Origin of the sequence: Rhodobacter capsulatus (genome assembly GCF_052363175.1) — a bacterium.
In the GTDB taxonomy this organism is placed as follows: Bacteria; Pseudomonadota; Alphaproteobacteria; order Rhodobacterales; family Rhodobacteraceae; genus Rhodobacter; species Rhodobacter capsulatus_D.
In genome coordinates this window covers 255801-277907 of record NZ_CP198946.1, presented here as the reverse complement: position 1 = coordinate 277907, position 22107 = coordinate 255801, and the positions used below count along the sequence as shown (strand labels likewise).

The 22107-nt window shown below is 66.1% G+C and carries 19 protein-coding genes and 1 pseudogene; 11 read left to right on the top strand and 9 right to left on the bottom strand.

The features are described from left to right. Positions 1–22: 22 nt before the first annotated feature. The 3 genes from ACTTAI_RS02090 to ACTTAI_RS02080 are packed head-to-tail and all read left to right on the top strand — an operon-like array spanning position 23 to position 4377. Positions 23–1849, top strand: a complete 1827-nt coding sequence (locus ACTTAI_RS02090; RefSeq protein ID WP_444453921.1) for a DUF294 nucleotidyltransferase-like domain-containing protein — start codon at positions 23–25, stop codon at positions 1847–1849. A gap of 30 nt (positions 1850–1879) precedes the next feature. After that, on the top strand, positions 1880–2275 hold the full coding sequence (locus tag ACTTAI_RS02085) for a response regulator transcription factor (protein WP_444453919.1): 396 nt from the start codon (positions 1880–1882) through the stop codon (positions 2273–2275). Further along, on the top strand, positions 2275–4377 hold the full coding sequence (locus tag ACTTAI_RS02080) for an exonuclease domain-containing protein (protein ID WP_444455686.1): 2103 nt from the start codon (positions 2275–2277) through the stop codon (positions 4375–4377). Before ACTTAI_RS02085 ends, ACTTAI_RS02080 begins: the two co-directional genes overlap by 1 nt. A gap of 4 nt (positions 4378–4381) precedes the next feature. Here ACTTAI_RS02080 and pflA read toward each other — a convergent pair whose 3' ends face one another. The 8 genes from pflA to rbfA all read right to left on the bottom strand — a co-directional run bounded on the left by pflA (position 4382) and on the right by rbfA (position 12199). Continuing rightward, positions 4382–5170 (bottom strand): pyruvate formate-lyase-activating protein, encoded by a 789-nt coding sequence (gene pflA / locus ACTTAI_RS02075; RefSeq protein WP_444453917.1) that lies wholly within the window; start codon positions 5168–5170, stop codon positions 4382–4384. A gap of 6 nt (positions 5171–5176) precedes the next feature. Then, on the bottom strand, positions 5177–7444 hold the full coding sequence (pflB, locus tag ACTTAI_RS02070) for a formate C-acetyltransferase (RefSeq protein WP_444453916.1): 2268 nt from the start codon (positions 7442–7444) through the stop codon (positions 5177–5179). A 500-nt stretch (positions 7445–7944) separates the two neighbouring features. Next, positions 7945–8214, bottom strand: a complete 270-nt coding sequence (rpsO, locus tag ACTTAI_RS02065; protein ID WP_110804319.1) for a 30S ribosomal protein S15 — start codon at positions 8212–8214, stop codon at positions 7945–7947. A gap of 132 nt (positions 8215–8346) precedes the next feature. Further along, a complete protein-coding gene (locus ACTTAI_RS02060) occupies positions 8347–9420 on the bottom strand; it encodes a calcium-binding protein (RefSeq protein WP_444453913.1) in 1074 nt (357 codons plus the stop codon). 133 nt (positions 9421–9553) lie between these two features. Continuing rightward, a complete protein-coding gene (locus ACTTAI_RS02055) occupies positions 9554–10072 on the bottom strand; it encodes a DUF1643 domain-containing protein (RefSeq protein WP_444453911.1) in 519 nt (172 codons plus the stop codon). Further along, the gene (gene truB / locus ACTTAI_RS02050) at positions 10069–10980 is read right to left on the bottom strand and encodes a tRNA pseudouridine(55) synthase TruB (protein WP_444453909.1); all 912 of its coding nucleotides are present in this window, start codon (positions 10978–10980) and stop codon (positions 10069–10071) included. The genes ACTTAI_RS02055 and truB overlap by 4 nt, the downstream gene beginning before the upstream one ends. A gap of 51 nt (positions 10981–11031) precedes the next feature. Further along, positions 11032–11775, bottom strand: a complete 744-nt coding sequence (locus ACTTAI_RS02045; RefSeq protein WP_444453907.1) for a phosphodiester glycosidase family protein — start codon at positions 11773–11775, stop codon at positions 11032–11034. Beyond that, positions 11765–12199, bottom strand: a complete 435-nt coding sequence (gene rbfA / locus ACTTAI_RS02040; RefSeq protein ID WP_110804324.1) for a 30S ribosome-binding factor RbfA — start codon at positions 12197–12199, stop codon at positions 11765–11767. Before rbfA ends, ACTTAI_RS02045 begins: the two co-directional genes overlap by 11 nt. 106 nt (positions 12200–12305) lie before the next feature. Here rbfA and dapB point away from each other — a divergent pair, with 106 nt between their 5' ends. After that, entirely contained in the window at positions 12306–13115 is an 810-nt protein-coding gene (gene dapB / locus ACTTAI_RS02035; RefSeq protein WP_444453905.1) for a 4-hydroxy-tetrahydrodipicolinate reductase, read from the top strand. Positions 13116–13205: 90 nt separating this feature from the next. Here dapB and ACTTAI_RS02030 read toward each other — a convergent pair whose 3' ends face one another. Beyond that, positions 13206–13385 (bottom strand): DUF1674 domain-containing protein, encoded by a 180-nt coding sequence (locus tag ACTTAI_RS02030; RefSeq protein WP_055209120.1) that lies wholly within the window; start codon positions 13383–13385, stop codon positions 13206–13208. Positions 13386–13463: 78 nt separating this feature from the next. Here ACTTAI_RS02030 and ACTTAI_RS02025 point away from each other — a divergent pair, with 78 nt between their 5' ends. From ACTTAI_RS02025 to ACTTAI_RS01995, 7 genes and pseudogenes are all read left to right on the top strand, one after another. Beyond that, positions 13464–14729, top strand: a complete 1266-nt coding sequence (locus ACTTAI_RS02025; RefSeq protein ID WP_444453902.1) for an RsmB/NOP family class I SAM-dependent RNA methyltransferase — start codon at positions 13464–13466, stop codon at positions 14727–14729. A 95-nt stretch (positions 14730–14824) separates the two neighbouring features. Next, positions 14825–16585 (top strand): heparinase II/III family protein, encoded by a 1761-nt coding sequence (locus tag ACTTAI_RS02020; RefSeq protein WP_444453900.1) that lies wholly within the window; start codon positions 14825–14827, stop codon positions 16583–16585. 39 nt (positions 16586–16624) lie between these two features. Beyond that, positions 16625–18211 carry a bifunctional phosphoribosylaminoimidazolecarboxamide formyltransferase/IMP cyclohydrolase gene (purH, locus tag ACTTAI_RS02015; protein ID WP_444453898.1) on the top strand — a complete coding sequence of 529 codons (1587 nt, stop codon included), beginning with the start codon at positions 16625–16627 and terminating at the stop codon, positions 18209–18211. Between the two features lie 21 nt (positions 18212–18232). Continuing rightward, positions 18233–18700 (top strand): signal peptidase II, encoded by a 468-nt coding sequence (gene lspA, locus ACTTAI_RS02010; protein ID WP_444453896.1) that lies wholly within the window; start codon positions 18233–18235, stop codon positions 18698–18700. A 65-nt stretch (positions 18701–18765) separates the two neighbouring features. Further along, on the top strand, positions 18766–19320 hold the full coding sequence (locus tag ACTTAI_RS02005; RefSeq protein WP_444453894.1) for a DUF3035 domain-containing protein: 555 nt from the start codon (positions 18766–18768) through the stop codon (positions 19318–19320). A gap of 90 nt (positions 19321–19410) precedes the next feature. Beyond that, positions 19411–20786: pseudogene (locus ACTTAI_RS02000) on the top strand (M16 family metallopeptidase). Further along, positions 20783–22099 (top strand): M16 family metallopeptidase, encoded by a 1317-nt coding sequence (locus tag ACTTAI_RS01995; RefSeq protein WP_444453893.1) that lies wholly within the window; start codon positions 20783–20785, stop codon positions 22097–22099. The pseudogene ACTTAI_RS02000 and the gene ACTTAI_RS01995 overlap by 4 nt, the downstream one beginning before the upstream one ends. Positions 22100–22107 lie beyond the last annotated feature (8 nt).

The following is a 22107-nucleotide window of genomic DNA, read 5'->3' as shown; positions in this document are numbered from 1 at the left end:
CCCCCTGATCGCAGGAGACATCATGGACACCGATCGTCAGGCCATCATCGCCTTTCTGGAAACTGTGCATCCCTACGATTCCCTGCCGCGTGACGAGCTGGCCGATGTGGCCAGTTCCTTTCGCCGCATGGAGTTCCGCCCCGAGGCGCTGATCTACGTCTATCAGACCCCCCTTGGCGGGCTTTACCTGATCAAGCAGGGCGCGGTGGAAATCACCGATGGCAATGGCGGGCTGGTCTCGCTTCTGGGTCCGCGCAACTCGTTTGGCGAACGCGGGCTTCTGCGCGACGGTCTGGCGGCGACGCAGGCCCGGGCGACGGCGCAGACGGTCTGCCTTGTGCTGCCCACCCCGACCTTCAAGCGGCTGATCGAGACCTATCCGGCCTTCGAGCGCTTCTTCAACCGAAAGCGCGGCGAGAAGGTCTCGACCGATATCGCGACGCAGAAGGTGGCCGACCTGATTGCCCGAAAGCCGCTGTCCTGCGCGCCGGGCACCCCCGCGATTGAGGCCGCGCGGATGATGCGCGATGCCCATGTCTCGTCGCTCGGTGTGGTCGAGAGCGACGAGAAGCTTCTGGGCATCGTCACGCAACGCGATCTGTCGAACAAGATTCTCGCCGATGGCCAGCCGCCGCAGACGCCGGTGGCCGCGGTGATGACGCCAGATCCGATCAGCCTGCCGCCGACGGCGCTTGGCTCGGACATCCTGCATATCATGCTGGAAAAGCGCATCGGCCATCTGCCCATCACCGAAGCGGGCCGCTTCGTCGGCATGATCACGCAGACCGACCTGACGCGGTTTCAGGCCGTCTCCTCGGCCGTCTTGATCCGCGACGTTGTCTCGGCCGAGACGCTGGACGAGATGACCGCCGTCACCGCCCGCATCCCGCAGCTGCTGCTGCAACTCGTCGGCGCTCATCACGCCCATGATGTCGTGACCCGGCTGATCACCGATATCGCCGATGCCGTCACCCGGCGCCTGCTGGTGATGGCCGAGCGCGAACTCGGGCCCCCGCCCGTGCCCTATCTGTGGCTGGCTTGCGGTAGCCAAGGGCGGCAGGAGCAGACCGGCGTCTCGGATCAGGACAATTGCCTCATCGTCGATGACCGCGTCACGGCCGAGGACATGGACTATTTCCGCGCGCTGGCAAAGATCGTCTGCGACGGGCTGAACGCCTGCGGCTATGTCTATTGCCCGGGCGACATGATGGCCACGGCCGAGCGCTGGTGCCAGCCGCTCAAGGTCTGGCGCGGCTATTTCCACGACTGGATCGACACGCCGAACCCCGAGGCGCAGATGCTGGCCTCGGTGATGTTCGATCTGCGCCCGATCGGCGGCAATGGCGCCGATCTGTTCGCCGCGCTTCAGGAAGAAACCCTGCGGCTGGCCTCGCACAGCCCGATCTTCATTTCGAACATGCTGGCGAACTCGCTCAAGCACACGCCGCCCTTGGGGCTTCTGCGCGGCTTTGCCACGATCCGCTCGGGCGAGCACCGCAACCACATCGATCTGAAGATGAACGGGGTGGTGCCGGTGATCGATCTGGCCCGGGTCTATGCGCTGAAGGGTCGGCTTGGCCTGGCCAATACCCGCGCCCGGCTGAAGGCGGCGGAAGAGGAGGGCGTGATCTCGGCCAATGATGCGCGCGACCTGATCGAGGCCTATGACCTGATCGCCTCCACCCGGCTTGAAAATCAGGTGACGCTGATCAAGCTCGGGCGAGCGCCCGACAATTTCCTTGCGCCTTCCGACATGAGCGACTTTGAACGCTCGCATCTGCGCGACGCCTTCGTGGTGGTCCGCACGATGCAATCGGCGGTGGGGCACAGCAAGGCCGTGGTGACCTGAGATGAAGCGCGGCCTGCGCGGGAGGACGGAATGAACGGGCAAAGCGGCCGCAGAAGGCGGGTGCTGATCGTCGAGGACGAGGACAATATCGCCATCGCGCTCGATTATCTTCTGGGCCGCGAGGGGCTGGATCACGCGCGCATGGACACGGGTCTGGGCGCAGTCGATCGTATCCGCGCCGACCACCCGGATCTGGTGTTGCTTGACGTGATGCTGCCCGAAGTCTCGGGATACGAGATCTGTCAGGAGGTCCGGGCCGACGGCGCGCTCTCTGACGTGCGGATCGTGATGATGACCGCCCGCGGCTCGGCGCTCGAGCGGCGCAAGGCGCTGGCACTGGGCGCCGATGGCTTCATCGCCAAGCCGTTCGAGCTGAAGGAGTTGCGCGACGAGTTGCACCGGCTGCTCGATGCGGAGGGGGCGTGATGGACCTGACCCGGCTCAGCCTTCGGCTCCGGATCTTCCTGTTCTTCGCCGCGCTGGCCTTTGGCAATCTGGCCGCCCTTGTCGCGGGTCTGATCTTCGGGTTTCACAAGCTGGGCCGCCCCGAAGCGCTGGATGGCTTCGTCGTCGGAGGTTCGGTAGCAGGTCTGGCGATCCTTGGCCTGATCGCAGCGGTCTGGTTTCTGTTCGATGCCAATCTGGCGAAACCGATCGAGCGGCTGGCGGGATCGATCCGCGCCCGCACGCAGACCTCGGTCGAAAGCGCGCTGGATCAGCTGCCCGGCCGCTATCTGGGCGATCTGGCTCCCGCCGCGGCCGCGATTGCGCAGAACCTGAACGAGACCCGCTCGGCGCTGACGGAATCGGTGCAGCGCGAGACCACGCGGCTTGCGCGCGAAAAGGAACGGCTGGAAACGCTGCTCTCGGACGTGCCGGTGGGGGTGCTTCTGTGCACCGCCGACCATGCGCTGGTCTTTTACAACGGTCAGGCGGTCGATCTTCTGGGCGGCACCCATGCGCCGGGGCTGGATCGGCGGGTTTTCGATTTTCTCAACCCGGCGCCGATCCAGCATGCCTATGCGCGGCTTCTGGCGACGGCCGATCCCGATGCCGCCTCGGATCTTCTCTGCGCCACCGTCGCCGATGGCCGCACCTTGGCCGCGCGAATGCGGCTGATTTCCGAGGGCGAGGATCACCATGTGGTGCGCAATGCGGGCTATGTGCTGACGCTGCGCGATGTGTCGGCCGACATGCGCGCCCATGCCGGGCGCGAGGCGCTGATGGACGAGCTTTTCGACCGCATCCGTCGCCCGGCTGCCGCGCTGCAATCGCTGACCGGGGTGCTGATCGCCGATGACGGTCCGACCGAACCGCAGGCGCGGGCGCAGCTGCGCGGCGCCGCCCGGGCCGAGGCGGGCAGTCTTTCCCATGCGATCCACACGCTTTTCGAACGCCACGAGGCAATGCGAGCCGATTGGTGGCCGCTCGCGATGATCCGCGCCTCGGATTTCGGCGCCGCCGTGCAGGCCCGCGTCGCGGCCGAGGGGAATGGCGATCTGCTGCCGGTGACCGCGCCGCTGATGCTGCGGATCGAGGGTTTCGAGATGGTGGCGCTGATCGCGCATCTGGTGCGCCGTCTGGGCGCGGGCCGGGTCGAAAAGCGGCTCGAGGTGCTTGAAGAAGGTGCGGGGGCGCTTCTGGCGCTGGAATGGCGCGGCGAGGCGGTGGCGATTGCCGAACTCGACGGCTGGCTGACCGAGCCGCTCGATGTCGGCATCCCGGATGTGAGCGGGCGGCGCGTGCTCTCGGTCCATGCGACCGACCTTTGGCCCGAGCGGCTGCACGAGGGGCGGCACCGGCTTTGCCTGCCGCTGCGCGAGGCGCGGCGGATCGGCAACGGGCCGCGTCCGGTGCCGCGCAAGGTGGTCTATGATTTCGACCTGCTGGGGCGCGGCAAGGAAAGCGCCTTTGCCGAAACGCCGCTCGACAAGCTGACCTTTGTCGTCTTCGACACCGAGACGACGGGGCTTTTGCCGACGGAGGGCGACGAGATCGTGCAGATCGCGGCGGTGCGGATCGTCAACGGGCGGCGCGTCGCCACCGAGGTGTTCGACACGCTGGTGAACCCCGGGCGGCATATCCCCGAAGCTTCGACCGTGATTCACGGCATCACCGATGCGATGGTGGAGGGGGCGCCCCCGATCGCCGAGGTCGGGCGGCGGTTTCACAAATTCGCCGAAGGGGCGGTTCTGGTCGCCCATAACGCGCCTTTCGATCTGGAATTCCTGCGCCGCAAGGAACTGCTGATCGGCAAGAATTTCGACAATCCGGTGCTGGATACGGTGCTGCTGTCGGCGGTGATCTTCGGCCCGTCCGAAAGTCACAGCCTTGACGCGTTGACGCATCGGCTGGGCATCACCATCCCCGAAGAGGCCCGCCATACCGCCATCGGCGACACGATCGCCACGGCCGATGCCTTCCTGCGGCTGCTGCCGGCGCTGAAGGCGCGCGGGCTGACCACCTTCGGCGCAGTGCTGACCGAGGTGCGCAAGCACGGCCGCATCCTGCGCGACGCGAACGAGTAAGGTCTTAACAGGCGACAAGGCCCCGGGCGCGAAACACCGCCCGCGCGGCCTCGGCCGCTTCCGGCGAGGGCGTCGGGGTTTCGGCCAGAGCATAGGGATGGCCGAGCATCGCCCATTTCGAGGCGCCGAGCTGATGGAAGGGCAGCACCTCGACCAGCTCGACCGCCCGGCCCAGCCCCGCAACGTGATCGGCCATGCGGGCGATCTCGTCCGGGGCGTCGGTCCAGCCGGGCACCAGAACGTAGCGGATCCGCATTTTCTTGCCCAGCCGCACCATCCGATCGGCGCAATCGAGCGTCGGCTGCAGCGGCTGCGCCGTCAGCGCCAGATGACGCGCCGGATCGATATGCTTGATGTCGAGCATCACGAGGTCAATCGGATCAAACCAATCGTCGGTCACGCGGTCATGCAGATGGCCCTGCGTATCGAGCGCGATATGCATCCCGAAACGCGCCTTCAGCGCCCGGGCGGTCGCGTTGACAAAGGCCGCCTGCATCATCGGCTCGCCGCCCGAAAAGGTCACCCCGCCCGCGAATTTGAGGAAGCTGGCCAGCGGCGCGACCTCGGCCAGCAGATCCTCGACCGCCACCCGACGCCCGGCGTGCAGCTTCCAGGTGTCGGGGTTGTGGCAGTACAGGCAGCGGAACTGACAGCCCGACAGGAAGAACACGAAGCGCATCCCCGGCCCGTCGACCGCGGCCCCGGATTCGAGCGAATGCAGGAAGCCGTGACAGGCGGCCTCGTGCGGATCGCAAAAGGTGTCGAACCCGGGATGCGGCGTCAGGAACGTCATCGCGCCTCACATGTTCGCGTGGAAGGTGCGGCTGATCACGTCAAGCTGCTGCGCCCGCGTCAGCTTGACGAAGTTCACCGCATAGCCCGAGACGCGGACGGTCAGTTGCGGATAGGCCTCGGGGTGGTCCATCGCATCTTCGAGCATCTCGCGCGTCAGCATGTTGACGTTGACGTGAAAGCCCCCTGCCCCGCAGAAACCGTCAAGGCAATTGGCAAGGTTCGTCACCTGCTCGGCCTCGGTATGGCCCATCGAGCCGGGCGTGGCCGAGGCGGTCCAGGACACACCATCCAGCGCGGCTTCATAGGGCAGCTTCGCGACCGAGGCCCCGGCGGCGACAAACCCTTTCTTGTCGCGCCCGTTCATCGGGTTGGCGCCGGGCGCGAAAGGTTCACCCGCGCGGCGGCCATCGGGGGTGTTGCCGGTCTTCTTGCCGTAAACGACGTTCGAGGTGATCGTCAGGATCGACTGCGTCGGCATCGCGTTGCGATAAAAATGCGGCTGCGCGGCGATCTTGGCCATGAAGGCCTCGGTCACGGCGACGGCGATCTCGTCCACGCGGTCATCGTTGTTGCCAAAGGCCGGATAGTCGCCCTCGATCGCGTAATCGACGGCAAGGCCCGCGTCGTTGCGGATCACCCGCACCTTGGCGTGCTTGATCGCCGAAAGACTGTCGGCGACGATCGAGAGCCCCGCAATCCCGGTCGCCATCGTGCGCAGGATATCGCGGTCATGCAGCGCCATCTCGATCCGCTCATAGGCGTATTTGTCGTGCATGTAGTGGATCGCGTTCAGCGCCTTGACATAGGTCCGCGCCAGCCAGTCCATCGCCAGATCGAACTTGGCCCTGACCTCGTCATAGTCGAGCACATCCCCGGTGATCGGCGTCAGCCCCTTCGCCACCAGCGCCCCCGACTTTTCATCGACGCCGCCGTTGATCGCATAAAGCAGCGCCTTGGCGAGGTTCGCCCGCGCCCCGAAGAACTGCATCTGCTTGCCGATCCGCATCGCCGACACGCAGCAGGCGATGCCGTAATCGTCGCCCCATTTCGGCCGCATCAGATCGTCGTTTTCGTATTGAATGGCCGAGGTATCCTTCGACACCTTGGCACAGAACGCCTTGAAGCCGCGCGGCAGACTGACCGACCAAAGCACGGTCAGGTTCGGCTCGGGCGCCGGGCCAAGGTTGTAAAGCGTCTGCAGCACCCGGAACGAGGTTTTCGACACCAGCGTCCGGCCGTCTTCGCTCATGCCGCCGATGGCTTCGGTGACCCAGGTGGGATCGCCCGAAAACAGCTCGTCATAATCGGGCGTGCGCAGGAAGCGGATGATGCGCAGCTTGATCACCAGATCGTCGATGAGTTCTTGCGCCGCTTCTTCGGTCAGAAGCCCCGCCGCCAGATCGCGTTCGAAATAGACATCCAGGAAGGTCGAGACCCGGCCGAGCGACATCGCCGCGCCGTTCTGCTCCTTCACCGCCGCGAGATAGCCAAGGTAGGTCGCCTGCACCGCCTCGCGCGCGGTCGAAGCGGGACCCGACAGGTCGATGCCATATTTCCGCGCCATCTCGCGCAGTTCCTCCAGCGCGCGGAATTGTTCCGAAAGCTCCTCGCGCAGCCGCAACGTGTCTTCGTCGAAAACAGCGTCATCCAGCGCATGGAACTCGGCCAGTTTCGCCGCCTTCAGCCGGTCGATGCCATACAGCGCCACGCGCCGGTAATCGCCGATGATCCGGCCGCGGCCATAGGCATCGGGCAGGCCGGTGATCACGCCCGATTTCCGCGCCGCCAGAATGTCGGGGGAATAGGTGTCGAAAATGCCCTGATTGTGGCTCTTGCGGTATTTCGTCCAGATCTCGGCCACCGTCGCATCCGGGGTGAAGCCGTAAGCCTTCAGCCCCGTCTCGACCATGCGCAGCCCGCCGTTCGGCATGATCGCCCGCTTGAGCGGCGCATCGGTCTGCAGGCCCACGATCAGCTCGGCCTCGCGGTCGATGTAGCCTGCGTCATGCGCGGTGATCGTCGAAGGCCGGTCGGCCGAGACATCCAGCACGCCCTTTTCGCGTTCAAGCTTCAACAGCGCCGCGACATCGGCCCACAGCTTCTTCGTCCGCGCCGTCGGCCCGACCAGAAAGCCCGCATCGCCGGTGAAGGGCGTGTAGTTTTCCTGAATGAAGCCGCGCAGGTCGATGCTGTCGCGCCAGGCCCCGGCCGAGAAACCGTGCCACGGATCGGCGGCGACCGCAGGGATCGGAGTTTCGGTGATGGCATTCATGGAGCGGTCCTTTCCCGCGGGCACAAAGCCCGATTGGCGGCCTGACGGTCGGATGAGGGAGGATCGCACCCGGATCGCCAGACGCGGCACTTTCGGCGCTGAGGGGCTGGCGGATTGGATCTTCCGGTAAGATTAGTTGACCGGAAACCGCCCTATAAATCAACCGATCTGACGTTGCGTCATAAGTAAATATACACGCGATTTCATATGGTTATCTCTGACGCTGCAGCAGGTTTGCAAATTTGGCATGACAAGATTGTTGCAAGTTATCCGCTCGGATCGACCAAAAATGACCCCCCGAAATAATCTTTTACCCAAGCCGCCCCGGGCAACAGATCCTTGCGGCGCGAAAGTCGCGAAACCCCGCCCCTGACTCGCCCCCGCGATCCGGGTTCGGCTTGCTCTGCCAAGGGCTTGCGCGGCGCAGCCGAGACGCCACCCCAAAGCAAAACGCCTGCCGCTTGCGCGACAGGCGTTTCGTTTTCCGAACCTCGGAAGGATCAGCGGCGCAGGCCGAGACGCTCGATGAGCGACTGGTAGCGAGCCACTTCTTTCTTCTTCAGATAGTCGAGCAGCTTGCGGCGCTGGGCCACCATCATCAAAAGACCCCGACGCGAGTGGTTGTCTTTCTTGTGGGCTTTGAAGTGCTCAGTCAGCGTCGCGATGCGCGAGCTGAGGATCGCAACCTGAACTTCGGGCGAACCGGTGTCGCCTTCCTTGGTCGCGAATTCCTTGATCAGACGGTTCTTTTCTTCGACGGTGATCGACATCGGGGTCTCCTGTTCAAAGGGTGATGGCGCAAGCCGGGATGTCGTCCAGCAGGGCCCGTGGAGGCTCCGCCGAATCCGGCGGATGGCGGCACTTAGCGGAAAAACCGCCAGAAGGAAAGGGAAAAGCCCGGATCAGGCGGCGCCGAACTCCTCGGGGGTGATCAGCAGGATATCCTCGGGGCGCAGGTCGGCGGCATCGACCACCTCGGCCAGACGCGTGCCATTCAGCGTGATCCAGACATTGCCCTCGGTCTCGGACGGTTCCAGCGTCACCTCGGGCGTCGCACCGCTGTCGGGGTCATAGACGACGACGATCTGATCAGCGCTCGCGTCGTAATCGGTGATCGTGGCGGGGCTGTCAGGATCGATCCACTCGCCCAAGGCAAACAGATCGCCATCCTCCCCACCCGAGGCCCAATCACCTGTCCCCATGATAAATGTATCAGCCCCCACACCACCGTTGAGGAAATCCACCCCGTCGGTGTCAGTGTTGCCGCTTTGGTCATCCGAAACAACCCCGATCAGCAGATCGTCCCCGCGTCCGCCGCCCAGATCGTCTGCGCCCGATCCGCCATCAAGGGTGTCGTCGCCATCGTTGCCTTCCAGACTGTCATCGCCGGCATCGCCCGAAACATTGTCGTCCCCGACCCCGCCCAAGAGCGAATCCGCGCCTGCCCCACCGCCCAGGCTGTCATCGCCGAACCCGGCCACAAGCGTATCGTCGCCCGCATCCCCGATCAGCGTATCGGTGCCATAATCGCCGGTCAGGCTGTCGTCGCCGGTGCCGCCGTCCAGACTGTCATCCCCCGCGGCGCCTTCCAGACTGTCGTCGCCCGCATCGCCCGAAACGGTGTCATCCCCCGCATAGCCGTTGATCTGATCGTCTCCGGCCTGACCATCGAGCACATCGCCGAAAAGATCGCCCCAGAGGATATCGTTTCCATCCGTCGCCTCGGGCGAGGGCTCGGGGTCCGTGGGCTCTACGCCCGGCAGGGTGGTTTCGGTGCCGTCGTCTACAGTGTCTTCGGTGACTTCTTCCGACGGGGCGGCATCGTCCTGCACCTCAGTCCCGTCCTGCGCCTGAGAGACGCCCCCGGACCCGCCGTCAGAGGCATCCGTTTCTGCGTCCTCCCCGCCCCCCGCAGGGGAAACCCCGGCAGCAAGACCCGCCATCAAAAGACCCAGAAACCCCGACAAGAACAACATGGCACACCCCAGCTTCACCCGCAGAGCATAGCCGAAACGGGCCTGTCGAACAAAACCAAAACATGGCACGACCAAGGCCGTGCTGTCGGTTTCTTAAGGTGTAGTTAACGCATCGCGAAGGAGACCCGACGCCTCAGGCCCAGAGCTGCAGCGGTTGCGCATAACCGATGTAGAGCGGATGTTTCGGCGCCCCCGCGGCCGTCAGGCCAAGGTGGTGCAGATCGCGCCCCGAGTCGCGCAGCAGCCGCGCAACCGCCGCGCCGCGGTCCAGATGTGCCCCATGCGTGCCCCAGGCGCAAACGATGCGATCCGCGGGGCCGCCTGCCCAGCCCAGACTCTCGCGGATCGCCGCGTCGTTCTCCGGCCCGACCGGATCGGCCACGGCCCGCATCGCGCGCGGGTCGGTGGCACGATAGGCAAAGATGTTCGTCACCCGAAAGGCGCCAAAGCCCAAGGCCCGCGCCCGGCGTTCGCAGCGCTCCACCGTCGGATCGTTCTGCACCTCGGTCGCGGTCGAGGGGTTGAGCATCACGAACAAGGCGCGCGGCAGGCGGTCGTCCCAGACCCGCGTCAGCAGATAGCGATAGGCCTCGCAGTCGGAATAGACCGCCACCGAGGGGGCATCGCCCTTGACGTGGGTTCGGGTGATCATGCCTCGACCCGGTTGAAGACGCGGTCGGGGTGAACTTCGCCCCCCATGTAACGCCCGACGGCGATGGCCAGACCGTTGTGACTGACCCAGACTTCGGTGCCGAAATCGATACCCGAACAGATGACATGGCCCGGATTGCCGTGACTCAGCCGCACCGCGCCTTCGACGGTGGCCTTGACCTCGGGAAGATCGTCCAGACCGAGTTCGAGCGGCAGCAGATGCGCGTCGATCTCGCCCGAGCGCGCCATGCGGTCGATCTCGTCAAGGCTCAGGCCCTTGTCGGCTTCGAAGGGGCCGGACCAGACCCGGCGCAGCCAGAGCACATGGCCAAGGCAGCCCAAGGCCTGCCCCAGATCGCGGGCGATGGCGCGGACATAGCCGCCCTTGCCGCAGACCATTTCAAGCTCGACCGTATCGGCATCGGGGCGGGACATCATCTCGAGGCTTTCGACCCACAAGGGCCGCGCCGCCAGATCCATGCCCACGCCTTCGCGGGCCAGATCATAGGCGCGCTCGCCCTCGACCTTCACCGCGGAATATTGCGGCGGCACCTGCAGGATGTCGCCCCGGAAGGCGGTCAGCGCCGCTTCGATCTCGGCATCGCTCGGGCGCTTGTCCGAGCGCGCGACAATCGCACCTTCGGCATCGTCGGTCGCGGTGGCGGCGCCGAAGCGCACCTGAAACCGGTAGCATTTCAGCGCATCGGTGATGAAGGGCACGGTCTTCGTCGCCTCGCCCAGCGCCACGGCCAGAACGCCGGTCGCGGCCGGATCGAGCGTGCCCGCGTGGCCCGCCTTTTTCGCGTCAAAGGCCCAGCGCACCTTGCCCACAACCGCAGTCGAGGTCACCCCCGCTGGTTTGTCGACGACAACCCAGCCCGAAATCTCACGCCCCTTCTTCCGACCCATGACCGACTCCCTGATGACAGGCTCGCGTGCTAGCGCCTTGGGGCGTGTCGGTCAATCGCGGGTGACAAGTCCGACCATCGGACCAAGCGGCAGGCCGAAATCGGCGCGGCCCTGTGACGGCACGAACAGCCGCGAGATCGAGCCGTCGAAATAAAGCGCATTCGGCGCGCCAAGGGTGTCGCGGAAGAATCGGGCGAAGCGGTGAAAGGTCACCGGCCTGTCGGCAATCACGAACCAGGCTGTCAGCCCGTCAGCCGAAACACCCACGCCGTTGCGGATATAGGTCGAGGTGCTGTCGGGCAGAAACCGCGGATGCAGCGCGCCCCCGATCACCAGCATCGGCCCCGATTGCGTGGCAAAGCGGCAGGCGGGCGGGGCGGCGGCAAAGGCGCGGCTTTCGATCACCGCAAACTTGTCCGTGAGGCAAAAGACCCCGTTCGGCAGCATGCCGAAATTGCCCGGCCCTTCGCGGGTGACGATCGGCTTCCGCTCGGTGCCGTTCTCGATGTAAAGCCCGGCCGGATCGCGGTCGGGCGCATACATCCCGGCATTCATCGCGAAAACCAGCCGTTCACCCGGGGCGAGCGTGGCCTTGACCCGCTCGGCATTGCCCAGCAACTGACCCTGATCATTCTTCAGCCACAGCCGCACATCCTGCCCGGCTTTCGCCTCGCAGACGGTGAAGGGCATGTCCTCGAAAGTGACGGTGTGGCAGGGGTCGGCGGCCATCGCCACCCGCGGCACGATCAGCGCAAGGGCGGCAAACAGCCGGGCCCAGAGCGGCTTAGTCCTCATCGCCTTCGTCTTCGTCCTTCGCGGCAATATCGCGCTGCACGGTTTCATCGGAAAACAGCCGCCGGGTTTCATCAAGCCGGTCGAAGGTCTCGTCCATGCGGAAGCGCAGGTCGGGTGCATATTTCAGCGTCATCGCCTTGGCCACGTGATGGCGCAGCTCGCCCGAATGACGGCGCAGCGCGGCCAGCATCGCCTCGGCGGTTTCGCCGCCCAGCGTGCCCCCTAAAGGCGCCACATAAACCGTCGCCACCTTCAGATCCGGCGAGGTCCGCACCTCGCCCACGGTGATCGAGATCTTGTTCAGGTCCGGGTCATGCACATCGCCGCGCAACAGCACGTCGGAAAGGGTGCGCCGGATCAGTTCGCCGACGCGAAGCTGACGTTGCGAGGGGCCATCGCCCGAGGAGAAACGGTTCTTTGCCATGCCCCGCACATAGGGCTTTCGGGCCCATTCCGCAACGGGGCCTGCAACGGGGCTTTGCCAAGCGGGCAACCGCGGGCTAGGAAGGGCGAAACGCATGGAGAGACAGATGAGTGACCTGCCGGGGATCGTGATCACGGGGATTTCGGGACGCATGGGGCGGATGCTGGCCGCGACGGTCGGCGCCTCGGACAAGGCCAAGCTCGTCGGTGCGGTCGAACGCGCGGGCCATGACTGGATCGGCCGCGATCTGGGCGAGGCTCTGGGCGGGGCGAAAAATGGCGTGATCGTCACCGATGATCCGCTCGAAGCCTTTGCGAAAGCGCAGGCGGTGATCGACTTTACCGCCCCCGCGGCGACGCTGGACTTTGCCCGGCTGGCCGCGCAGGCCCGCGCCGTGCATGTGATCGGCACCACCGGCTTCGAGAAAGAGCAGATCGAGGCACTGGAACCCGCCGCGCGGCATTCGGTGCAGATCCGCGCGGGCAACATGAGCCTTGGCGTAAACCTCTTGACGAAACTCGCCAAGACCGTGGCGCAGGCGCTGGATGCCGATTGGGACATCGAAGTGGTCGAGGCGCATCACAACCGCAAGGTCGATGCGCCTTCGGGCACGGCGCTGATGCTGGGCAAGGCCGCCGCCGAGGGCCGCGGCATCGATCTTGACGGCATGAGCGAATCGGGTCGTCACGGCATCACCGGCGCCCGCAAGCATGGTGCGATCGGCTTTTCGGCGATCCGCGGCGGCGATATCGTCGGCGAGCATGACGTGATCTTCGCCGCAGCGGGCGAGCGCATCGTGCTGCGCCACATCGCCACCGACCGCGCGATCTTCGCCCGCGGCGCGCTCAAGGCCGCGCTTTGGGGTCAAAGCCAGAAGCCCGGCCAATACGACATGATCGACGTGCTGGGGATCTGACCTCCCGCGGCGCCTCTTTATCTTGCCGAAAATATCCCACAGGGGTGCGGGGGTGTGAAACCCCCGCCGCCGCGGCCGGTCAAGGGCGCCTCAGAAGTCGATGGCGATGCCCTTTTTCTCCCAATCGCCAAAACGCACCGGCTCGGGACCGTCGCGACCGCCGAATTCTTTCGGCAGCTCCGCGGCCTTGGCCGCCTTGCGCCGTTCCTCGGCCTCGGCCAGCGCGCGGATCGCGGCGGGGGGCAGATCCTTCGGGGCGTCCTCGCTCATCAATGCCTCCGGCTTTGCGTTTCGGGTCTGGCCTGTTATAGGCCGCGCCATCCAGAGGAACAAGCAAGGGAAAGCGCCATGGCTTCGATCGATCCGGCCCGTCGTGCGGCAGCGGCGCTTTTGTCAGGCGTCTTGCAGGAACGGCTGACGCTCGCCGAACAGGCGGGCGAGCTGGCCGCGCTGGCACCGCCCGAGCGTGCCCGGGCGCAAAGGCTCGCCCTTGCCACGCTGCGCAACCTCTCGCGCGCCGATGCGATGCTGAAACCGCATCTGCGCAAGGCGCCGCCGCCCGATCTGCATGTGCTCCTGCGGCTTGGCACGGTCGAGATCTGCGCGCTGGGCGAGGCGCCCCATGGCGTCACTGATGCGCTCGTTTCCCTGACCCGCTCGGGCGGGCAAAAGACCGAGGGTTTCGCCGGGCTGATCAACGCGGTGCTGCGCAAGATCGCAACGGATGCCGAGCGCTGGGCGCGGCTCGATGCCCCGGCCCTGCCCGGCTGGCTGCGCGGGCGGCTGATGTCGGCTTACGGCAAGGTCGCGGTGATGCGGATGGAGGCCGCGCATCTGGCGGGCGCCCGCACCGATCTGTCGGTGAAAGCCGATGCCGCGGGATGGACCGAGAAATTGGGGGCCGAACTTCTGCCCACCGGCTCGCTGCGTCTGGCACAGACCGGGCAGATCACCGAGCTTCCGGGCTACGACACCGGGGATTGGTGGGTGCAGGATGCCGCCGCCGCCCTGCCCGCAAAGGCGCTGAATGCCCAGCCGGGCGAGCGCGTGCTCGACCTGTGCGCCGCGCCCGGTGGCAAGACGCTGCAGCTGCTGGCAGCCGGGGCCAAGGTCACCGCGCTCGATATCTCGGCCCCGCGCCTTGACCGGCTGGAAGAAAACCTGACCCGCTGCGGGATGCGTGCCGAAACCGTCGTGGCCGATGCGCTCGACTGGGCGCCCGAGGCGCCCTTCGATGCGATCCTGCTCGACGCGCCTTGCTCGGCCACCGGCACCATTCGCCGCCACCCGGATCTGCCCTTCGTGAAAGACGCGAGCGGCATCAAGGAATTGGTCGCGCTGCAGGCGGCGCTGCTTGACCGCGCGCTCGGCTGGCTCAAACCCGGCGGGCGGCTCGTCTATGCCACCTGCTCGCTTCTGCCCGAGGAGGGCGAGGCGCAGATCACCGCCGCGCTCACCCGTCATCCGGGGCTGAAGATCACCCCGATCACGGCCCCCGGCCTTGATCCAGATTGGCTCACCGACAGCGGCTGCCTGCGTCTGCGCCCGGATTTCTGGTCCGAACGCGGTGGCCTTGATGGCTTCTTCGTCGCCGTTCTGCAACAAGGCGGCTGACGGGTAAATTCGGGCCATGACAGGGCCCCTGCGCAGCTTTAAACTGCGCCGAACACAACAACAGGCATGACGGTTCACATTCGAGGGCGGGTGCGATGACTGGGGGCAAGGGCAAATCCTCGCGAGGCGAATCGCGTGGGCGGCTGACGGGCCTCTTCGACCGGCTGGCCGCGCTGCGCGCCACCAAGGCCAGTCCCGCCACCGGGTTCGTCAGCCAGCCAGAGCCGCGCTCGATCGGCTCGTTTGCCCGCGGTCGGCAGATGATCGCGGGGAATTTTCTCTTTGCGGGTTTCCTTATCGAAGGCCCCGACCGCTCGATCTGGGATCTGGCCGTTCCCGACCCGAGCTTCGAAGAGGCGCTGCAGGGCTGCACCTGGCTCGATGATCTGGCCGCGGTGGGCGACCGGCCCGCACGCGAACGGGCCCAGGCTTGGGTCTTCGACTGGATCGCGCGCTACGGCAAGGCGAAGGGACCGGGCTGGACCCCGGATCTGACCGGGCGGCGGCTGATCCGGCTGATCAACCATGCGCTGTTCCTGCTCAACGGCCGCGACAAGGCCGAGGCGCAGGCGTTTTTCCGCAGCCTTGGCCAGCAGACGCTGTTTCTGGCGCGGCGCTGGCGTTCGGCGAGCCCCGGCCTGCCGCGGGTCGAGGCGCTGACCGGGCTGATTTATGCGAGCCTTGCCCTGACCGGGATGGAGGGCCATGCCGCCGCCGCCGCCGAGGCACTGGCCGAGGAATGCAACGACGAGATCGACGAGGCGGGCGGCATTCCCACCCGCAACCCCGAGGAATTGCTGGAAGTCCTGACGCTGCTTCTATGGGCCGCCGATGCGATGACCGCGGCCGGGCGCACGCCCTTGCCCGCGCATCTGGCCGCGATCGCGCGGATTGCCCCGACGCTGCGGGCGCTGCGCCATTCCGATGGCGGGCTGGCACGGTTTCATGGCGGGGGCCGCGGCGGCGAGGGGCGGCTGGATACGGCGCTGAACGCCTCCGGCACCCGGGCCGTGGCGCGGCAGGGGCTGGCGATGGGCTTTGCGCGGCTGCATGCGGGTCGCACCAGCCTGATCGTCGATGCGGCACCGCCGCCCAAGGGCGCCGCCTCGGCCAATGCCCATGCCTCGACGCTGGCCTTCGAGATGACCTCCGGGCGCTGGCCGCTGATCGTCAGCTGCGGCTCGGGCGCGATGTTCGGACCCGACTGGCACCGCGTCGGCCGGGCCACGCCCAGCCATTCGACGCTGGCGATCGAGGGCTATTCCTCCTCGCGCCTTGGTCCCGCCCGCCGCACCGGGGCGGCGATGCGGACCTGGCTCGAGGAAACCCCCGCGGAAGCCTGGATGCGGCCGGAAAGCGACCCGGCCCGGCATGCGCTGTTCGGCCATGACGGCTATCTGATCACCCATGGGCTGACCCATATCCGCGAGCTTGAGCTTTCGCCCGATGGCAATGCGCTGAAGGGCACCGATACGCTCGGCGCGATGACCAGTGCCGACAAGGCTCGCTTCGAGACGGTGTTTCAGGCCGATGCCCTGCGCGGCATTCCGTTTCAGATTCGTTTCCACATCCACCCCGAGGTCGATGCGACGCTCGACATGGGCGGCTGGGCGGTGTCGATGGCGCTCAAATCCGGGGAAATCTGGGTTTTCCGCTTCGATGGCCCGGTCGATCTGACGCTGGACCCCTCGGTCTATCTGGAAAAGGGCCGTTTACGCCCGCGCGCGACGCAACAAATCGTGCTTTCGGGCCGTTTGCAGGCGCCGATCCAGCAAATCGGCTGGACCTTGGCCAAGGCTCAGGATACCTCCGGCGCCAATCCGGGCGAGCCCACACCGCCCTCTCCCGCTCCCTGACCACGGGCCGCGACGGCCCTTGCAAAGAAGGAAAGTCTCGTGACCCGTCCCGTTCCGCTCACCCGTGCCCTGCTTTCGGTTTCCGACAAGACCGGTCTGGTCGATTTCGCCCGTGCGCTGGCCGCGCGCGGGGTCGAGCTGCTCTCGACCGGCGGCACGGCGAAGACGCTGCGCGAAGCTGGCCTGAGCGTGCGCGACGTGTCGGAAGTGACGGGCTTTCCCGAGATGATGGACGGCCGGGTGAAGACGCTGCATCCGAAGGTGCATGGCGGTCTGCTGGCGCTGCGCGACAATACCGAGCACCTGACCGCGATGGAAACCCACGGCATCGAGGTGATCGATCTGCTCGTCGTCAACCTCTACCCGTTCGAGGCCACCGTGGCCAAGGGCGGCGACTATGACGACTGCATCGAGAATATCGACATCGGCGGCCCGGCGATGATCCGCGCGGCCTCGAAGAACCATGCCTTCGTCGCGACCGTGGTCGACGTCGAGGATTACGCCGCCGTGCTGGCGGAACTCGATGCCAACGACGGCAAGACGACGCTCGCCTTCCGCCAGCGGCTGGCGCAGATCGCCTATGCCCGCACCGCCGCCTATGATGCCGCCGTCTCGACCTGGATGGCGCAGGCAATCGGCGAGGAAGCGCCGCGCCGCCGCGCCTTTGCCGGGACCATCGCGCAGACCCTGCGCTACGGCGAGAACCCGCATCAGTCTGCGGCCTTCTATCTGGACGGCTCGAACCGTCCGGGCGTGGCGACGGCGAAGCAGCATCAGGGCAAGGAACTGAGCTACAACAATATCAACGACACCGACGCGGCTTTCGAGCTGGTGGCGGAATTCCCGACCGAGGCCCCGGCCTGCGCGATCATCAAGCACGCCAACCCCTGCGGCGTCGCGACCGGCAAGACGATGCTCGAAGCCTATACCCGGGCGTTTGACTGCGACCGCACCTCGGCCTTTGGCGGGATCATCGCGCTGAACCAGACGCTCGACGCGGCGACGGCGGAAGAAATCTGCAAGATCTTCACCGAAGTCGTCATCGCCCCCGAAGCGAGCGACGAGGCCAAGGCGATCTTTGCCGCGAAGAAGAACCTGCGCCTCTTGACCACGGGCGCCCTGCCCGACCCGAAAGCCGCGATCACCAGCTTCCGGCAGGTGGCGGGCGGCTTCCTTGTTCAGGGCAAGGACAATGGCGCGATCTCGATGGATGATCTGAAGGTCGTCACCAAGCGCGCGCCCTCGGAACAGGAGCTGAGAGACCTGCTGTTTGCGTGGAAGGTCGCCAAGCACGTCAAGTCGAACGCGATCATCTACGTCAAGGACGGCGCCACCGTCGGCGTCGGCGCGGGCCAGATGAGCCGCGTCGACAGCACCCGGATCGCCGCCCGCAAGGCCGAGGACATGGCCGAAGTGATGGGCCTGCCCGGGCCGCTGACCAAAGGCTCGGTCGTGGCGTCCGACGCGTTCTTCCCCTTTGCCGACGGTCTGATCACCGCGGCCGAAGCGGGCGCGACGGCGATCATCCAGCCCGGCGGTTCGATGCGCGATCAGGACGTGATCGACGCCGCGAACGAGCGCGGTCTGGCGATGGTCTTCACCGGCATGCGCCACTTCCGGCACTGAGGCTCAGGAACGATGCGACTGATGGCGCGGATCGCGGCCTTCGTGCTGCTGCTCGATCAGGGATCGAAATTCCTGGTCGTGCAGGGGCTCGGGCTTGACCGGATCGGACAGATGGCGGTGCTGCCGCCGTGGTTCAACCTGCGCATGGCCTGGAACCGGGGGATCAACTTCGGCCTGTTCTCGGGCGAGGATGAAATCACCCGCTGGGCCCTTGTGGGGATGGCGCTGGCGATTTCGGCCTGGGTCTGGCATTGGGTGACCCGGCGCCCGCAAGAAGGCCGGGTACAGCTGGCGGCGGGTCTTCTGATCGGCGGTGCGCTCGGAAACGTGATCGACCGCATCGCCTATGGCGCGGTCGCCGATTTCCTCAATGTCTCGGCGCCGTTCTGGGACAACCCCTTTTCCTTCAACGTCGCCGATATCGCCATCTTCCTTGGCGCGGCGGGTCTGGTGCTGTTCACCGGAGAGGGCAAGTCCGGCCGGGCGTGACGCCTTTCGGCGTGACGCGCGCAGAGTGATCGGCTAAGACGGGACAAACGACGATGGGGTGCTGCATGCGATCGGTGTCTGGAACGCTCGGGATTGCGCTGGTGACGGCGCTGGCTCTTGGCGGCTGCGGCGGCGCGAAGGACAAGCAACCCGAGCTGATGCACCTGCGCTCGACCACCTCGGGCCCGGATGAATTCGGCATCCTGCCGACCAAGCCGCTCGCGATGCCCGACAGCCTGACCGAGCTGCCCGCGCCGACGCCCGGCGGGGCGAACATCACCGATCCCACCCCGCAGGCCGATGCGGTGGCGGCGCTTGGTGGCAACCCAGAACGGGTAACTGCCAAGGGGCGCAGTGCGGGCGATGGTGGGCTTTTGTCCCATGCCGACCGCTTCGGCGTCGATGGCAAGATCCGCGATCAGCTCGCCGCCGAAGATCTCGAGTGGCGGCGCAAGCATGACGGCCGCCTGCTTGAGCGGCTGTTCAACATCAACGTCTACCTCAAGGCCTATCGGCCGATGTCGCTTGACCAGAAGGCCGAACTCGACCGTTGGCGCCAGCTCGGCCTGCGCACACCGGCGGCCCCACCCTCGGGCAAGGCACAGAAATCGCTGCCGTAACGGCCGATCAAACCTGCGTCAGTGCCGCGCGGTCACGGTTGTTTGTGGCAACGGCGGGGCTACCCTGACGCCAGATCGACGGAGGTGCCCATGCGCACGATGCTTGCCGGACTGTTCCTGACGGCGACGGCTTTTGGCGCTTCAGCCGCGCCGGTAACCCATTTTACCCTGCCAAACGGCCTTGAAGCCGTGGTGATCGAGGATCACCGCGCCCCGGTCGTCGTGCAGATGGTCTGGTACAAGGCCGGGCTCTGCCGACGAGCTCCGCGGCAAGTCGGGCATTGCCCATTACCTTGAACACCTGATGTTCAAGGGCACCGACACGATGGCGGCGGGGGGAATTGTCGAAGGTCGTGGCCGCGAATGGCGGCTCGGACAATGCCTTCACCAGCTATGATTACACCGCCTATTACCAGCGCATCGCCGCCGACCGGCTGGAGCTGGTGATGAAGATGGAAGCCGACCGGATGCGCAACCTGCGGATCTCGCCGGACGACTGGAAGACCGAGCGCGAGGTGATTCTGGAGGAACGCGCCCAGCGCACCGACAGCGATCCTTCGGCGCTTCTGGGCGAACAGATGCGGGCGGCGCAATTCCTCAACAGCCCCTATGGCACGCCGGTGATCGGCTGGCGCCAGGAGATGGAGGAGCTGACCCGCGACGACGCTCTGGCATGGTATCGCCGCTATTACGCGCCGAACGATGCGGTGCTGGTGGTGGCGGGCGATGTGACGCCCGATCAGGTGAAGAAGCTGGCCGAGACCTACTATGGCCCGCTGGCGCCCTCGGCCGACATTCCCGCCCGCGTGCGCCCTCAAGAGCCGCCGCAACTGGCCGAGCGGCGAATGGTCTATCGCGATCCCCGCATCGCCCAGCCCTATGTGATGCGCAGCTATCTGGCGCCCGAGCGCAACCCCGGCGATCAGAAGCAGGCGGCCGCGCTGACGATTCTGGCGGAACTGCTGGGCGGCAACATGGCCACCTCGGTTCTCGGCCGCAAACTGGTGTTCGAGGCGGGCGATGCGATCCATGTCTCGGCGGGCTATGACGGCATGTCGATCGACAAGACCACCTTCTCGCTGGCCGTGATGCCTGCGAAGGATGTCGACCTGCCCCGGGCCGAAGCCGCGCTCGACAAGGCGCTGGCCGATTTCTTCAAGGACGGCATCGATCCGGCGCAGTTCGAGCGCATCCGCACGCAGATCCGCGCCAGCCAGATCTACGAACAGGACGATACCGAGGCGCTGGCGCAGCGTTACGGCGAAGCGCTGGCCTCGGGCTTCTCGATCGACGACATCGCGGCCTGGCCTGATGTGCTGATGTCGGTCACCCCCGACGATGTGATGGCGGCGGCGAAGGCGCTGTTCGATCCGGCGCAAGCGGTGACCGTCTTTGCAGAACCCGAGGGCGGCGCCCAGGCGCAAGCCGACGCTGAACCCTCCCTGACCCCGGAGGCCACGAAATGATCCTTCGCGCCCCCTTTCGCGTGATCGCCGCGGTTGCGCTCGCGCTGCTCTCTGCCCTGCCCGCGCAGGCGATCGAAATCACCGAAGTCACCTCGCCCGGCGGCATCAAGGCCTGGCTGGTCGAGGCGCATGACATCCCCTTCACCGCGCTGGAAATCCGCTTCCGCGGCGGGGCCAGTCTGGACGAGCCGGGCAAGCGCGGCGCGATCAATCTGATGACGGCGACGCTCGAGGAAGGCTCGGCCGATCTCGACAGTCAGGGCTTTGCCGCCGCGCAGGAGGCTTTGGCCACCAGTTTCAAATTCGACGTCGATGATGACACGCTGAGCATTTCCGCGCGGATGCTGACGGAAAACCGCGACAAGGCGGTCGAGCTGCTGCATGGCGCGCTCTCCGACCCGCATTTCGATCAGGCCTCGGTCGATCGGGTGCGGGGGCAGGTGCTTTCGATCATCGCCTCGAATGCGCAGGACCCGAACGAGATCGCGGGCGAGACCTTCCGCAAGCTGGCTTACGGCGATCATCCCTATGGAACGTCGCTCAATGGCACGGTCGATAGCGTGCAGGCGCTGACGCGCGAGGACATGTTCGCCGCCAAGGCCCGGGTGATGGCCCGCGACCGACTGGTGGTTTCCGCCGTGGGCGACATCACCCCCACGGACCTCGGCCCGCTGCTCGACAAGCTGCTGGGCGATCTGCCCGCCACCGGCGCCCCCCTGCCGCCGCGCGCCGATCTGCAGATTTCCGGTGGTGTCACTGTCGTGCCCTTCGACACGCCGCAGGCCACCGTGATCTTTGGCGAGCAGGGTCTGGCGATGTCGGACCCGGATTTCTTCCCCGCCTATGTCTTCAACGAGATCCTTGGGGCGGGCGGCTTTTCCTCGCGCCTGATGGAAGAGGTGCGCGAGAAGCGCGGCCTGACCTATGGGATCTACACCTATCTGGTGCCAAAGGATCTGGCCGAGACCTGGCAGGGCAGCTTTGCGTCGGCCAATGGCAAGGTCGCCGAAGCGGTCGAGATCGTGAAGAAGGAATGGGCGAAGGCCGCGACCGGCAAGGTCTCGGACCGCGAACTCGCCGATGCGAAGACCTATCTGACCGGCGCCTATCCGCTGCGCTTTGACGGCAACGGCAATATTGCCGACATTCTGGCGGGGATGCAGTTGAACGGGATGCCCGTCGATTACATCAACACCCGCAACGACAAGGTCAATGCGGTGACGAAAGACGACATCGCCCGCGTGGCGAAGCGGTTGATGAAGGCGGATGGGCTGCGCTTTGTCGTCGTCGGGCAACCCGAGGGGCTGAAGTAACGCCCGAA